General features: G+C 35.4%; 16 protein-coding genes and 2 riboswitches. Of the genes, 8 read left to right on the forward strand and 8 right to left on the reverse strand.

Going from position 1 to position 15,618, the window contains the following annotated elements; genetic code table 11:
• Window position 1: 1 nt before the first annotated feature.
• A complete protein-coding gene (locus BAQ46_RS11065) occupies window positions 2–919 on the reverse strand; it encodes an ABC transporter permease (protein WP_000289310.1) in 918 nt (305 codons plus the stop codon).
• Between the two features lie 136 nt (window positions 920–1,055).
• Window positions 1,056–1,161: riboswitch (SAM riboswitch) on the reverse strand.
• A 172-nt stretch (window positions 1,162–1,333) separates the two neighbouring features.
• Here BAQ46_RS11065 and BAQ46_RS11070 point away from each other — a divergent pair.
• On the forward strand, window positions 1,334–1,549 hold the full coding sequence (locus BAQ46_RS11070) for a DUF3951 domain-containing protein (RefSeq protein ID WP_000371392.1): 216 nt from the start codon (window positions 1,334–1,336) through the stop codon (window positions 1,547–1,549).
• 16 nt (window positions 1,550–1,565) lie between these two features.
• Here the strand turns inward: BAQ46_RS11070 and BAQ46_RS11075 are convergent, their stop codons facing one another.
• The 6 genes from BAQ46_RS11075 to BAQ46_RS11100 all read right to left on the reverse strand — a co-directional run bounded on the left by BAQ46_RS11075 (window position 1,566) and on the right by BAQ46_RS11100 (window position 8,351).
• Window positions 1,566–2,069: a hypothetical protein gene (locus tag BAQ46_RS11075; protein WP_000756528.1), complete on the reverse strand. Its 504-nt coding sequence runs from the start codon at window positions 2,067–2,069 to the stop codon at window positions 1,566–1,568.
• 262 nt (window positions 2,070–2,331) lie between these two features.
• Window positions 2,332–3,543, reverse strand: coding sequence for a multidrug effflux MFS transporter (locus BAQ46_RS11080; protein WP_116777230.1), 1,212 nt, complete (start codon window positions 3,541–3,543; stop codon window positions 2,332–2,334).
• Window positions 3,544–3,708: 165 nt separating this feature from the next.
• The gene (locus BAQ46_RS11085) at window positions 3,709–5,430 is read right to left on the reverse strand and encodes a DUF3981 domain-containing protein (RefSeq protein ID WP_071741926.1); all 1,722 of its coding nucleotides are present in this window, start codon (window positions 5,428–5,430) and stop codon (window positions 3,709–3,711) included.
• A 78-nt stretch (window positions 5,431–5,508) separates the two neighbouring features.
• Window positions 5,509–6,042 (reverse strand): MFS transporter, encoded by a 534-nt coding sequence (locus BAQ46_RS11090; protein WP_000222369.1) that lies wholly within the window; start codon window positions 6,040–6,042, stop codon window positions 5,509–5,511.
• Window positions 6,039–7,475 (reverse strand): FAD-binding oxidoreductase, encoded by a 1,437-nt coding sequence (locus BAQ46_RS11095; protein ID WP_071741927.1) that lies wholly within the window; start codon window positions 7,473–7,475, stop codon window positions 6,039–6,041. The genes BAQ46_RS11090 and BAQ46_RS11095 overlap by 4 nt, the downstream gene beginning before the upstream one ends.
• A gap of 111 nt (window positions 7,476–7,586) precedes the next feature.
• Complete coding sequence (locus tag BAQ46_RS11100) at window positions 7,587–8,351, reverse strand: DUF6612 family protein (RefSeq protein ID WP_000720045.1); 765 nt, start codon at window positions 8,349–8,351, stop codon at window positions 7,587–7,589.
• A gap of 145 nt (window positions 8,352–8,496) precedes the next feature.
• Between BAQ46_RS11100 and BAQ46_RS11105 the strand changes: the two genes are divergently transcribed.
• From BAQ46_RS11105 to BAQ46_RS11120, 4 genes are all read left to right on the forward strand, one after another.
• Entirely contained in the window at window positions 8,497–9,405 is a 909-nt protein-coding gene (locus tag BAQ46_RS11105; RefSeq protein WP_000643888.1) for an NAD(P)-dependent alcohol dehydrogenase, read from the forward strand.
• Between the two features lie 81 nt (window positions 9,406–9,486).
• Window positions 9,487–9,601: riboswitch (SAM riboswitch) on the forward strand.
• 85 nt (window positions 9,602–9,686) lie between these two features.
• Window positions 9,687–10,499, forward strand: coding sequence for a MetQ/NlpA family ABC transporter substrate-binding protein (locus tag BAQ46_RS11110; RefSeq protein ID WP_000757002.1), 813 nt, complete (start codon window positions 9,687–9,689; stop codon window positions 10,497–10,499).
• Window positions 10,500–10,511: 12 nt separating this feature from the next.
• On the forward strand, window positions 10,512–11,552 hold the full coding sequence (locus BAQ46_RS11115) for a methionine ABC transporter ATP-binding protein (protein WP_000571351.1): 1,041 nt from the start codon (window positions 10,512–10,514) through the stop codon (window positions 11,550–11,552).
• Entirely contained in the window at window positions 11,527–12,195 is a 669-nt protein-coding gene (locus tag BAQ46_RS11120) for a methionine ABC transporter permease (RefSeq protein WP_000428874.1), read from the forward strand. The genes BAQ46_RS11115 and BAQ46_RS11120 overlap by 26 nt, the downstream gene beginning before the upstream one ends.
• Before the next feature lie 37 nt (window positions 12,196–12,232).
• Here BAQ46_RS11120 and BAQ46_RS11125 read toward each other — a convergent pair whose 3' ends face one another.
• Complete coding sequence (locus BAQ46_RS11125; RefSeq protein ID WP_002170348.1) at window positions 12,233–13,009, reverse strand: SDR family oxidoreductase; 777 nt, start codon at window positions 13,007–13,009, stop codon at window positions 12,233–12,235.
• 391 nt (window positions 13,010–13,400) lie between these two features.
• Here BAQ46_RS11125 and BAQ46_RS11130 point away from each other — a divergent pair, with 391 nt between their 5' ends.
• The 3 genes from BAQ46_RS11130 (at window position 13,401) to BAQ46_RS11140 (ending at window position 15,553) form a co-directional block, all read left to right on the forward strand.
• A complete protein-coding gene (locus tag BAQ46_RS11130) occupies window positions 13,401–13,892 on the forward strand; it encodes an RNA polymerase sigma factor (RefSeq protein WP_071741928.1) in 492 nt (163 codons plus the stop codon).
• A complete protein-coding gene (locus BAQ46_RS11135; RefSeq protein WP_071741929.1) occupies window positions 13,892–14,806 on the forward strand; it encodes a sigma factor regulator N-terminal domain-containing protein in 915 nt (304 codons plus the stop codon). Before BAQ46_RS11130 ends, BAQ46_RS11135 begins: the two co-directional genes overlap by 1 nt.
• Before the next feature lie 240 nt (window positions 14,807–15,046).
• Entirely contained in the window at window positions 15,047–15,553 is a 507-nt protein-coding gene (locus tag BAQ46_RS11140; protein WP_061130846.1) for a DoxX family membrane protein, read from the forward strand.
• Window positions 15,554–15,618: the final 65 nt, after the last annotated feature.

Here is a 15,618-nt window from a genome sequence, read left to right on the forward strand (position 1 = left end):
CTTACGTAATAGAACGAATACGTGGATCAACAATACGATGAATAATATCTGTAATAAAAATACATACAATTAAAAGTGCACTATAAAAAATGGTTGTTCCCATAATCACTGGATAATCTCGATTAAAAATACTATCTACAAAATATTTTCCGAGACCAGGAATTGAAAAAATCTTTTCAATAACGAAAGTACCTGTTAAAAGTCCCGCCATTAACGGTCCAACAAATGTAAGTACCGGAACAATTGCATTTCGAAGAGCATGTCTTATAATAATTTTCTTAATCGGTATACCTTTTGCTCTCGCTAACTTAATATAATCACTCTGCAAAACTTCAATCATATTAGAGCGAACAAATCTTGTAATCACTGCGATTGGTCCTAACGCTAATGCAAAGGATGGCAATACCGTATGTTCAAATGTACCCCAAGAGGCTACTGGTAAGAGCTCGAATTGAATAGCGAATACTTGTATAAATAGTGGTGCTAAAATAAAGCTCGGAATAGAAATACCGAGGATGGCAAGTAAACTTACACCGTAATCAATTACCTTCCCATGATAGAGAGCCGCAAATGTACCTGCAGCAATTCCGACTAGCAATGAAATAATAAGTGCTTGTAAACCAATAATTGCTGATGGACCAAAACCAGTTGTTATAATTTCTGATACACCTTGCCCGGTTGATTGAACAGATTCACCAAAATCAAAATGAACTACGCCGTCTAAATAAGCAACATATTGATTCCATAACGGTTCATCAAGGTGATACTTCGCTCTCATGTTTTGGATCACTTCTTCAGGAAAGATTTTTGCATCTGATGAAAATGGATCCCCCGGAATAATATGCATAATTAGAAATGTCACCGTCGTAATAACCCATAGCGTGAACACCATAACTGATAATTTTTTAATTACATACACTTCATTAACCCCCTAAACACATATATTTACTTAGTTTTATGAACGTACTTTTTCCATTACTCCCTTTTCTCTTTTTAGAATACAAAAAGCCTTGATCTTAAAAAATAAGATCAAGGCTTAATAAACAAAGGCCTATCACTTATCTTTCAAGACTTGCTTGCTGGAATTAGCACGGTGTTCCTATTACAGAACCCGCTGCTGAGGTGTCATAGGGCCAGTCCCTCTACCTCTCTGGATAAGTAAATTGCTATTTTATTATTTGGTTCAAATTGTATATTTCGAATTATAATTCTGAAAAAATGAAAAGTCAATCAAATTGGATATATTTAGAAAAATCAGTTTTTAATAGTGTGTTTATCTAAATTACAGTTTTTCGCCTATAATAAAAAAAAACGATATGAAAGGAGTTATATGATGGATCCCTTACTTCTAGCAACTATAGGATTACCATTAACAATCGTTATACTTGTTATCATTGGATTTTATAAACTTTTCATTAAAAAGAAAAGCATTACCTCTTTTTACACCCCCTTTGATAATATTACCGGGCAAACTATTTCCGAATTTCACGAAGAACAGAAGGTATTAGTATCCGAGGATGAAGACGGCGATCGTAAGAAGAAAAAATAACCTTGCACAGGCAAGGTTATTTTTTCGTTTCTGCTTGAAAACGTTTATAGTATGTCGATGCTGTTGCAAAATTAATTTCTATATCACGAATCAACGATGAATCTTCTTCTTTAGCTAACTTCTGTAATTTTTTCATTGCTTGTTCCGATTCATTCAAGAAACCGACATATACCTCATGTTCTTGCTCTTTCGACTTCGGAACACGAATTTCTTTTCGTATATGATCAATATCTTCTAACATGCTCGTTGTTACCTTTTGCACATCTTCTTTATATGTAGCAGTCGTTATTTCCTTACCGCCCTTTTCTTTTGCCACTTCAAATAACTGCAGTGCGTTATTAATTTCTTTATTCATTTTCAAATCGTATTTTTCATGTACTGCACGGTATTCTTTCATTTCTTCTGTTTGTTCTGTAGATTGCTCTACCTTTTCTTTCGGTTCTTTCGTATCCTTATTTCCATTACATCCTGCTAGAAGGATCATACTTCCCATTACAGCAATACCCAAAACCTTCTTCATCTCTTCTTCTCCTTTTATCTACAGCTACTACTCATTATAGTTTCTTTTATCTCCACTTGTTATTATACCGAGAACATCCTACTTTTTACACTTAAGACGACATCGTAATATATATACCAACATGTTTGTCACAGTATCGTCACTTTATACAAATAACTTTTGCACTGCTTTACTACAGCACCTTATAAAACTATATGAGGTATTTCAAAGAAATGAAAAAAAGAACTGATTCAAATATTCCCTTTGAATCAGTTCTTTTTTGTTAAGCCTCTAAATTTTGTCTTGCTTGCAGTTCAAACTGCTTTTCACTTCTTCTAGCCATAAATAAATAGCATAGTACCGCACCAATTTCACAAAGAGCTATTACAACACCCATCGGTAATGCGGTATTACTTCCACCAATACCTACTAGCGGTGCAACAAGCGCTCCTGAAATGAACTGTAATAAGCCTAATAAAGCTGATGCTGTTCCTGCAGCTTGTTTTTGATTTCTCATCGCTAATGAGAACCCAGTTGTTGAGACAACCCCAACACTTGATACGACAAGGAATAACGAGCATAAAACACCAATTAACCCTATTCCTAATAAGATTGTTAGTAGTAAAGATAAACCACCAACAGCTGCAATAACAATACCAGAGACAAATAATGTCTTCTCATTCACTTTCCCTGCTAAACGACCCGTAACCTGACTCGCAATAATAATACCGATACCGTTGATTGCAAAGAATAAACTAAATTGCTGTGGTGATGCTCCGTATATGTTCTGCAACACAAATGGTGATCCCGAAATGTATGCAAACATTGCCGCCGTTACTAATCCTTGTGACAATGCATATCCCATAAACAAACGGTCCTTTAACAATTTTCCGTACGTCGCTAACGTCCCTGACAAACCGCCTGTTTCTCTTTCTTCAGGAGGTAATGTTTCACGCAATACGAAAGTAGCTGATATTAACATGAATACACTTATTGCTCCGAGAACGATAAAGACACCGCGCCACGTTGTAAACTGTAATAATTGTCCCCCAATAATCGGTGCCAAAATAGGTGCTGCTCCGTTTACTAACATAAGCAGTGAGAAGAATTTCGTCATTTCAGAACCTGAATACATGTCACGTACCATTGCACGTGATATAACAATACCGGCTGACCCTGAAGCTCCTTGTAGAAAGCGTAATAACACTAAAGTCCAAATAGATGGCGCAACAGCACAAAGTAAAGAAGAAGCAACATAAATAATAAGAGCAATAATAAGAGGTTTGCGTCTTCCGTAAATATCACTAATTGAGCCAACAAATAATTGTCCTACTGAAAGCCCAAGCAAACAAGCTGTTAATGTAAGCTGTGCTAGAGATGCACCTGTTTGCAAGTCATCCGTTAATTTCGGTAACGAAGGCAAATACATATCAATAGATAATGGTCCAATCGCCGTAAGTGTTCCTAATACAAGAATCATCCATAACCTGTTCATCTTTACAGGCTTATATATTTCCTGATTAACTTCATTCACTTTTTTCGTTCACCCTTTCCTATACATACTAAATCGTAACAATTATAGTTACAACATAAACATACGTCAAGTATAGCGCATTTTCCTGTTTAATTTTGTAAAAAAAGCGATAGAATCTCTATCGCTTTACTTGTTCAAATTACTATTTGTAAATTTAGATACGGAAGACATCGCCTCTCCTGTATCTAAATATGTGATTTGAATTGGATCTCCCACTTCTGTAAACATAGCATATGGGAACTTTTTCGCAGGTATCATAAACACTTTTTGTTCGTTCTCCAACAGTACATAAACAATTGTATTTTCACCTGATTTTTCTTTATATACACGTTGTACAACGCCTTCTTTTTGCGCCTCTTTTCCATTTGAAGTCGGTCTAAATGAATCTCCGCTTCCACTCAGCGCATTTTTATAATTCTCAAGCGCTTCTTTTTGCGTCGAACCTGTTGCAAATATTTTCGCATTAGAAGCATAGATAACCGTATGGGCACGCACTAACCCTCCATCATCAATAACAGGTACAATCCAAGAAGGTTTACCGTACACGTTATAAATAACCGGCATCGTTCCATGCCATTTCTCTCTCTTAAAGGAATTATCCACGACTTCCGAAGCAGCCGAACCATCCATAATTCCCTTTACTTCTTTTCCGTTATAGTAATACAACTTACCTGTACGCGCATCGATAAGTGAATAACCTAGTGCAGAATCTACTCCCTCTTTCGGAGAGGTGAAATCAGTAAAGTAATATAACGTTCCATCCTTACCGAAGATTGGTGTAACTCCTTCTTTCGTTCCCCACTCAGTCGGAATCTTCATGTCCGTTTGCGAGAATTTTGTATTCCAAAATCCGTGAATGTACTTACCGAAATACGTATTTAATGTAGATGCGGTCTCGTGATTTAATACACCATCAACAAATTTAGGTGCCTTTCCTTTATCGTATCTTTTCACTTCACCTGTTTGTGCGTCTACTACTACAACGCCCTCTACCTCAAATCCAGATCTTCCTGAAATAAATTCACCGTACGTCATTGTATAATACGGTTTCCCTTTATCATCCACTTCAAATTTAGGTTTTCCTTTAAAGATTAAATTTGGTTCTGCTTTCCTTACCACACGCTCTAAATTATTTCCGAAAAACATGCTTGGCACGTATTTCATTTTATAACCAAGGTGCAGCTTTGCTTCTGCATCAGGATTCGTACCTGACATCGTGACGTACCCTGGAATTGTCTCAGCTTTACGTGCTTTAAAAAATCCTGAAACTTCAATCGGTGCTACATATAAAGCCTCGCCATTTACCATTTGTGGCGTTAATTCTCCTAGCTCAAAATAAGCTACTTTCGGAATATCCCCAAATACTTTTTTCATCTTATTCTCCGCTGTCTTTGGCGGCACTGTAAATGGCTGATCATTTTCAGTAAATGGCTCTGAAATATCTTTCTCTACCTTTACAACAGAATCATATTTCTTTTGCGAGATTACTATATCGTGCAAATAACCAAAGTAGCCGTAACTTGCAAGTAAAACAAACATTAGAAGTCCTTTTAACGTGCCTTCTAATTTACCTATTTGATCTTGGGAAAATAAAACAAGCCCAATTAAAATCGCTACTGCAACAGAATAATGAGTAAGAATTGAATCTGCTCGATCATCAATTAGCCAAAAATATTCATAGATTGCAATACCTATCCAAAATAAAACTGGAATAACTAAAATAGATGATTTCTTACCCTTTACACCCTTCTCATCCCCTTTCTTATCCACTGCTCGAAGTTTACTACCGCTTCTTCTTGTCCATGGAATCAAAAACAAAGTGAGAATAGCTAAAATTAAAAATTTCATCAAAGGCAATGTCCCCTTTTCTTTTGTCTTCCCCTTTAGTATAACAAATAAAGGTTATTCAGGTAAAAATGGGAATTATTATATTTTTTTACTACTTAGTACAACTCCGCTCACTACATATAAGATAGATGCAATATAAAAAATCGTGCCGATCGTAAAGAAATCTACTAAATATCCTGTTGCAATAATTGCTACTGCTCCTCCAATCGATGTCCACACATGATATTTTCCAATCTCATAACCAGCATTTTCTTGTACAACTTTTCGTGCTAACGAAGTCTTCTCCGTATTACGCTGCACAGCCCCTAAAATACCCATTAAAATTTGAAGAATGTATACATGCCATACTTCTGTTGCAATAGGAAAACAAAGCATTAATATTGCCATAGACCAGGCGTATATAATTAGTAACTTTCTATCACCTACTCTATCAGATATTCTTCCAACTAACGGATATACTAGAGCTGAAGTTAAGGCAAATAAGCCATATGCCCAGCCAAACTGTGAGAAGCTATTTCCAACATTCCGAAGCAATAGAATGTAAAAAGGAAATACCATACTTCCTGCCATCATAATGATGCTTTGTGAAGCTACAAATCTTCTATATGTCATTTCGTATACTCCCTATAAAATAAATTCACAAATCTCTCTTTTGGATCCGCTTCTTTTTTCTTCTGAAGAAATTCTTCTATACGAGGATATGCTCTCTTTAACTGCTCTTTCGTTGGATAAGAATAATACGGTAAATAATAACTACCGTTATGCTTTAACGTAACATCAATCATCTTCTGAATAACATCCTCTGTTTTCTTTATCTCATTTTCAGAACGCCCTTGATTAATTAAAAGAACCAGTGCAAACATATCACCTTTCGCATAGGATAAAACTGCATTTTCATTCTTTTCCACGTAACGAATCGTAATATTGAGCAAATTAAACTCTTCTTCATTTAATACGTTACGTAAATTATCTATGTATTCCGTGAAAGAATCTATAGGCACAAAATATTCTTGTAACACCTCTGTCCTATTCGGATTTTCATATTCCATAAAGGCACTATCTGACCTCATAACATTATTTCGCGTCTCATACTTTCCATCTGTACGTTCGAAATAACTTCTTTGTATATCCCAAAACGTATTCTTTCCCCAATCACTATAGCGTGATAATCCAAGTAAAAATTTCGGCGCTGCTATAATAGTTTCTTCTTTTAGTTCACTATACTCTTCCCTCATATTTTGATTTTGTGCCAATGTATAATCTGTCACATACATTTCTCTTAAGAATGAATTTGGAGCAACAGAAATACGAGCTAAGTGCATACGAACATTAGCATCTTTTTTCACTTTTTCTTTGAAATAAGACGTGTATTCTTTATAATCTAGCATTTTCGTATGCGTTTCATATAATTCATCATTTGTTAACTTTAAAGTCACATCTAAAATGACACCAAATAACCCATAACCGCCAATGACGTAAGGAAATAAATCCGCATTCTCTTCTCTACTTACATTACGTACAGTGCCATCTGCCATTAGTAATCGAAATGATTCGACTGTATCAATCAATGCCTCATGACGAATATCACGACCATGTACATTTACACTTAATGAACCACCAACCGTAAAAATATTTTGCGATTGCATCACCTGAACAGCAAGACCATATGGATTTATTTTCTTCTGAATATCATTCCACGTGACACCACTTTGAACTGTAATGCGCTTCTTCTCTGGATCAAATTCTAATATTTTATTATACCCTTTCATATCAAGCATCGTACCATGTGGATAATACGTCTGCCCGCCCTGACTATGTTGCATACCAGCAATAGAAATCTTCTCTCCAGAAACATTCGCATCTTGCACTAATTTTATTAACGATTGCTCATCAGTAGCACTTTCAACACGTTTTATTTTTGTCGGAAGCAATTTACCTACATCACTCATAATAGGATGATCGAGTTGTTTTTTATATGTATGTACAGATGTTGCAAACAAAACAGTATATGCTACAATGACCACCGCTATCTTTCCTTTTTTCAAATGACACTCTCCTCTTCTACATCTTTGCCTCTTTATATTGTACCTATTTTCCTATGAAGAAAGAATACAAAAAAGAGGGACCTTATTTTAGGTCCCTCCTCATCAAAACTGTTACTTTGCTGCTGGCAATTGTATTGGGTCAAACTTTTCATACGACGTATATTTTGCGTTCGTAATAATGTGTGCTTTATCCTTTCCATTACTACTCATAATCATGTCTATCTTTGCTGATTCATATTTAAAATCTTTTGTAATGATATATTCTGCATCCACTTCTTCTATCTTCGCATTTTGTGCTTGTAACATTTTCTTCTGCGTTTCATCCATGCTAGTTAACATACTTTCTGTTTCTTGCCCTTTTAATGTAAATTTCAGTTTATATTTATCTCCGCTTTTCTCCAGCTTCATTTTATCTAAAACTACTTCCGGTACTTCTAATTTATCTATAATATCTTGAGTCGCTTTCATTCCACCAGCGTTTAATTGCTCCTCTGGTACGGTTATAACTTCTCCTGTATTAGGGTTTTTTACCTCACCAGCAACTTTACCATCCACAGTATACACTACAACATCTGTACCGGAAATATTCATTTCAGAACGAGAATTCTTTGTCTTTGGCTCTAATTGCATCTTAGCCTTTAATATATCCATCTCTGTTCCCTCAGCTTTTACCCCTACACCATATGTCATCGTTACATGTTCTTCATTTTTAAAAGCTTCATTCGTTTTCTTGAAAACATCTTTCGCCGTTAATTCCTTTTCTTTTTGAACGGATTCTTTTTTCGGCTCATCCGTCTTTGCTGTTTTCTCATTACTACATCCTACCCCTAGACTGATTGCAAGCACTAAACTTGAAATAAAAATAATTTTTTTCATAATTCCGCCCCCCTTTCCCAAAATAATATCATCTCTTTTCCTATGAATCTATATAAATTTCAATCTATATTCGCTATATAGCGACATGTTTAATGAAGAGTTTAAATATGATGTAAATAACGACAACTCATTTCAGGAGGTCATTATGAAGGCGATCATTTGCACACAGTATGGACCACCTAACGTTCTTCAGCTTCAAAATATAGAGAAACCTATACCTAAAAAGAACGAAGTATTAGTCAAGATTCACGCAACGAGTGTAACGACTGGAGATTGTAGAATACGTGGGTTTAATAGCCCTCTCTTATTTTGGATTCCTATGCGAATCATATTAGGTTTTAGAAAACCGAGAAAGCCTATACTCGGTGTAGAGTTATCCGGCGAAATCGAAGAAATAGGAACAGATGTAACTCAATTTAAAAAAGGAGATCAAATTTTTGCATTAACAGAGCTTAATGTCGGTGGTTATGCAGAATATACATGTGTACATGAAAGTGGATTAGTAGCATTAAAACCTACCAATGTAACGTATGAGGAAGCAGCAGTTATTCCCTTTGGCGCAACTTCGGCACTACACTTCCTAAGAAAGGCCCGTATAAAAAGGGGGCAACAAGTACTAATATATGGCGCATCTGGATCAGTAGGAACAGCTGCCGTACAACTTGCTAAATATTTCGGCGCAACCGTTACAGCTGTTTGTAGTCATTCAAATTTTGAACTCGTGCAATCTTTAGGGGCCGACAAAGTAATCGATTATACGAAAGAAGATTTTACTAAGCAGGGGGAATACTATGATGTTATATTTGATGCAGTTGGAAAATATAAAAAATCCCTTTGTAAACAAGTATTAACACCTAATGGAATATATGTATCTGTTAATGGAATGATGGCAAAGGTAAGTAAAGAAGATATGTTTCTACTAAAAAAACTAACTGAAACAGAAAATTTAAAGCCTGTTATTGATAGAACTTACCGATTAGAAGAAATTGCTGAAGCTCATATATATGTAGAAAAAGGGCATAAAAAGGGGAACGTTTCGATTACCTTAAAATAAAATATATTCAGAAAATAACGTTGACAATTCTTTTTGTAAGATTTACTATTAGTACCATATTAAAAAAACTACATACACATACTCTTATCAAGAGTGGCGGAGGGACTGGCCCGATGATGCCCGGCAACCGAGCTTATAACGTATAAGCTAAGGTGCTAATTCCTGCAAAACGAGTTCTCGTTTTGGAAGATAAGAGAGGAATCTATTTTGTCTATTCGGCACCTCTCTTATTTTTGAGAGGTGCTTTTATTTTGGAACGTATATTTAAGGGGGAATTATAGATGAAGAAAGTACTATTAAGCATTGTAAGTGGGGCTGTATTATTATTAAGCGCATGTAGCGGGAGTTCAGATAAAGAAGTAAAAGCGTTAGATGAGAAAAAGATTACTGTCGGTGTAACAGGAGGGCCACATGAACAAATTTTTGAAAAGGTAAAAGAAGTAGCAGCGAAAGACGGTCTCGAAATTGATATAAAAGTATTTAATGATTATGTAGCACCGAACGTATCCCTCGATGAAAAAAGCCTTGATGTAAATAGCTATCAAACAAAATCATATTTAGACGTATTTAAAGCTGAACGTAATATGAAATTAACTGAAGTATTTTCAACAGTAACATTCCCTATGGGCGTATATTCAAAAAGCTTAAAGGATGTAAAAGAATTAAAAGAGGGCGATGCAATTGCTGTACCAAATGATCCAACGAATGAACTTCGAGCTTTAAAACTATTTGAAAAAGCAGGGGTTTTAAAAGTGGATCCAAAAGCGACAGAAAAAGCGACTGCAAAAGATGTAATTGAAAATCCAAAAAATTTAAAGATCGTTGAATTAGAGGCATCTCAATTACCAACACAACTAAGTGAAGTGAAAGCAGCTGCCATTAATACAAACTTTGCATTAGGCGCAAAATTAAGCCCTGCGAAAGATTCTATCTTCCGCGAAGGAAAAGATTCACCCTATGTGAACTGGGTCGTTGTTCGTACTGAAAATAAAGATGATGCTGTTTTAAATAAATTAAAGAAAGCTTATCAATCTAAAGAAGTAAAAGAATTTATCGATAAAAAATTTGATGGTTCTGTTTTACCGTCTTGGTAGGAGCTGACGATAATGATTGAATTAAAAAATGTATCCAAAGTATTTACAACAAAAAAGGGGAATGTGGAAGCTCTTAAGTCTACTTCCCTCCAAGTAAAAAAGGGCGAAGTATTTGGAATCATTGGATATAGCGGCGCTGGCAAAAGTACATTAATTCGCTGTGTAAATTTATTAGAAAAACCAACAACAGGAAATATTATTGTAAACGAGCAAGATTTAACAACACTGTCTACAAAAGAACTAGCAAAAGCGAGACAAAAAATCGGGATGATTTTTCAAGGGTTCAATTTACTTAAAACCGTTACCGTCTATGAAAATATCGCACTACCTTTACGCCTTGCTGGCATTCCAAAAGTAGAAATTGAAAAAAGGGTAGAAAAGTATTTACGTATTGTCGATCTCTTTAATCGAAAAGACGCCTATCCAAGTGAACTTTCTGGTGGCCAGAAACAACGTGTAGCCATCGCGCGTGCACTATCACATGAACCGGAAGTGTTATTAAGTGATGAAGCAACGAGCGCTTTAGATCCAGAAACAACTGATTCTATTCTTGACCTATTATTAAAGATTAATGAGGAAATCGGGATTACAATTTTATTAATTACACATGAAATGAATGTCATCCAGCGTATATGCGACCGAGTTGCTGTTATGGAACATGGAGCAGTAGTTGAAAGCGGGACTGTGAAAGATATTTTTACAAACCCACAACATGTAACAACGAAGAAATTTGTAAATAGCGCATTTGCAGCGAAAATTCCAGAAGAGGTACAAAAAGAACTTCAAACTACTGGTGAAATTGTAACTCTTTCTTTTATAGGAAATTCTTCAGGAGAACCAGCATTAGCTGTCGCTACAAAACGATTCCAAGTATATCCGAATATTTTATCCGGTAATATTACTCAATTAAAACATGAAGCATACGGGAAACTTATCATCCATATGCAAGGGGAACAAAATGAAATCAACCGTGCTTTATCATTTTTACAAGAACAGGGAATCATCGTAGAAGGAGGTAGAACAGACCATGGAAAACAAGTCCTTTTTGGATGAATGGGGTAAAGTTATATGGGAGGCGACCATACAAACTTTTCAAATGACATCTATTTCATTACTCATCTCGATCCTTATTGCACTGCCACTTGGTGTCACACTTGTTTTAACGAGACCTGGTGGACAGCGAGAAAACAAAATCATTTATCCAATTCTTAATACAATTATTAATATCATTCGCTCTCTTCCATTTATCATCCTATTATTCTTCATTCTACCTTTTACAAAATTTCTAATGGGAACATCCATTGGTGTACAAGGTGTTATCGTACCGCTTGTCGTCTTCACTGCTCCCTATATCGCAAGATTGATGGAGACCGCATTATTAGAAGTCGATCGTGGTGTGATTGAAGCTTACCAAGCGATGGGCGTTTCTACTATAAAAATTATTTGGCACGTCATGGTGAAAGAAGCTCGTCCCTCCCTTGTACTTGGATTAACAATTGCAACGATTGGCTTAATCGGCGCAACAGCAATGGCTGGTCTTGTAGGCGCTGGTGGGCTAGGGGATTTAGCATATCGATTCGGACATTTACGCTATGAACCTGAAGTAATGTATGCAACTGTCTTTATTTTAATTATCCTCGTTCAAGGATTACAGTCTTTAGGGAATGGTATTGCGCGAAGATTGAAGAAAGATTAAAAAAGAAGGTATCTCACCAGGGTGAGATACCTTCTTTTTACCTTTTGAATCCACCTTCTGAATGAATAACTTGTCCAGTAATCCATTCCGCTTCTTCACTTACTAAAAACTTAATAAGTCTTGCTGCATCCTTTGGTTCACCAATTCTACCAAATGGAAACATCGGTTTTAATCCTCGCTTTATCTCTTCAGTCATCCAGCCTGTATCAGTTGGACCTGGGTTAATTGCATTCACTGTTATTCCTAAATGAGCTACCTCGGCTGACAACGAACTAGTAAGAGCATCAATAGCCCCCTTCGTTGTTGCATACGCTAGTTCTCCAACCATAGGCCCTTGAAATTGTCCCGAAGTCATATTCACAATTCTACCACCAGATTTCTTATCAAACCCTCGGGCAAATTGACTACTTAATAATGTAGTCGCACGAATATTGACCATGTAGTGCTTATCTAATTCTTCAGCAGTCAAATTAGAGAAATCATTATTCGTAGAATACGCTGCATTATTAATTAATATATGAGGGTAGCCTAGTTGTTCAGTAACTTTATTTATAAGCTCTTTCGGTGCATCATTCTGAGTTAAATCTAACTCCATACTCGATACTTTCACACCGTTTTTTAGTAACTCTTCTTGTAATTGTATTTGTTCACTTTGATCAACGCCCCAAGGCATCTCTTTATCATACTCTGTCCAATACGTAAAAAATATATCGTATCCTGCTTCAGCTAATTCTTTACAAATTGCTGCGCCTATACCATCTAAACGACTTACACCTGTAACAACTGCTACTTTATGTTTTAATTGATTCATCATATACTCCTCCAATTTTAAAGGACGCATATTTTATATAAGAGATATGAATTTCCCCACATACGTATCTATCCTTACAAAGGGGATGCACAAGCCAAATATGCAGTCCTTGCATGATTTACAGATAGCTAAATACCCCCTCACTTATGAGAGAAAAATTCATCTATCTAATTTCGAATCATTACAAGTTCATCCACATATTGAGTCCTTGTCTCCTTTCCATATATCTCTAAATTTCATTTTAACATTAAAGATTTAATATTTCAAAAAACGAAATAATTACTCCTATTCATGAAGTATCATGTACTATAAACCGTAGTTAATAACAAATTTGCATTTAAGTGTATACATTTACTATTACCTATTCGTTGTATAAGTGTAGGGAGGAAAAATGATGGGAAAAGAAAATATATTAACCTCCTATCTTATCAATTTAGGAGAGGAAGTGTTCAAACTATTATTAGCGAAAGGGGCTATAAAAGAAGATGCGGAAGACATCATCCAAAATACCTTCTATAAAGTATACACATTGCTAGATAGCTTAACCGAGGATAACATACGTCCATGGTTTTTCAGAGTCGCATTAAATGAATACATTGACTTAAAGAGAAAAAAAGAGCAACAGAACATCTATTTAACTGAAGAGATTTATTCAAAATTACAATATACAGACCGGGAATTGGATACTGTTTTAAATAAAGATGAGATTTTCTATCTATTAAAAGATATAAAACTTGAATACAAAGAAGCCTTCTTTTTAAAGTATTATTATGATTTTACATATGAAGAAATCGCACTAATACTAGATATTCGAGTAAACAGCGTCAAACAAAAGTTACATCGCGCACGTAAAACAATTCATTCTACAGTAGGAGGAAAACCTTAATGGATACTTCTTTAAAAGATGCATTAAAAAAAGCTAAAAGGAAACAGTTACTTAAAATCATCATTACTTCTATTATCGTTGTCATCATACTTATCCCTATCATTTATAAAGTGGGTAATTACTTCGCAGCGAAAGGCTCTATGAGGCTTCACGAACAACTCTTTTTATATAATTCAATTGCAGAACCGAATGTACAAATTGATTCTCAAGTAACGAGTAGCTCCTCTATGTTTGGCGGCAATATTACATCAAATCGTTCTAAAAATATTAATGGTTACGTAGTGAAATGGAATACACTGACAAGCCCTTACGATTGGTTTCGCTCTAACATCGATTACAATGAGGTAATACCAGCAACTCATTGGGGGAGGTCTAATACAGAGTCTTATAATTACGATAAACAAACGAAAAATAAAGTTGCCACATTTTATAATCCAGCTATCAAGGAATATTACGATGGAGTCAAAAATGAATTAAGTGCAGTTTCCAAAATGGAAAACTATGTTGCGGAAGTCGCTATCTCTTTCGATCAACCTTATACATTAAAAGAAATTCAAACAAAAATACCAGACAACTTAAATATCGTATGGCTATATATGGTCTCACCTATTAGAGATGAAAGCGGAGGTCCTGCCGGTATGCCAGTTTATGGATTTGAGCCAGGAACCCCTCTCGAAGAATCGTACAAAGGGTTCTTTGATTCCCTTAAACAATATAATGATAGGTATGACAAGGACATTCAAAAGTTTTTAAAATCAAATGAAAACAAACCATTTGATCAAGTGAAGATTTTAGGTGTTATGCTAACAGGAAAAACGGAAAACTTTAAGGCATTAGAAAACCAAAACTTTATTCGTGGTGCTTCTGTAGGGGTTACTGCACAAATTGTTCCTTATATAAAACCAGAGAAATAATAAGGAACGCCCAGATGAACTTAAAGAACACACATAAACCTGTTTACTACGGGAGCTATCCGCTACAATAGATAGCTCCCATCTCTCATTTATTGCTTAATTTTCAAAAATAAACTTCATAATATTTTAGGTGCAATTTTATAAATAAAAAATCATATATTTGTTCACATTATATCTATTGTGATTTTTTTCACAATGGATATATAATAAACTTGTAAATACAATATTGGAGGGATTTCAATGGTTATCAATTTTTTAAGAACTGATAAACGTGCTGCTTTCATATTATTATTTTTACGACTTTACATAGGATATACATGGCTCGCTGCTGGAATCGGCAAAGTCTTTGGACAATCTTTTGATGCAAGTGGTTTTCTAAAGGGCGCTATTGCTCAAGCATCAGGTGACCACCCTGCCGTACAAAGTTGGTGGGCAGATTTCCTTCAACACTTTGTTCTTCCAAATGCAGACCTATTTAGCTTTTTAGTTCAATGGGGAGAAATTTTAGTAGGTCTAGGTTTAATTTTAGGCGGATTAACAAAAACAGCTGCATTTTTCGGAATCATAATGAATCTTGCATTTTTATTAAGCGGAACTGTTAGTGTAAACCCAAACCTGCTTATTTTAACTATGTTCATTTTAGTTGCAGGACAGAATGCTGGACGCATTGGATTAGATGGCTATGTTTTCCCAAAACTTTTCCGTAAAAACAACCACGGAACATATAAATTAAGTAAAACTGCGTAGTAACGGTTTACTCTTAAAATATAAATAAGAAAAAGAGCCTGCGTATAGGCTCTTTTTTATTTACT

The sequence above is a fragment of the Bacillus paranthracis genome (genome assembly GCF_001883995.1).
Lineage (GTDB): Bacteria > Bacillota > Bacilli > Bacillales > Bacillaceae_G > Bacillus_A > Bacillus_A paranthracis.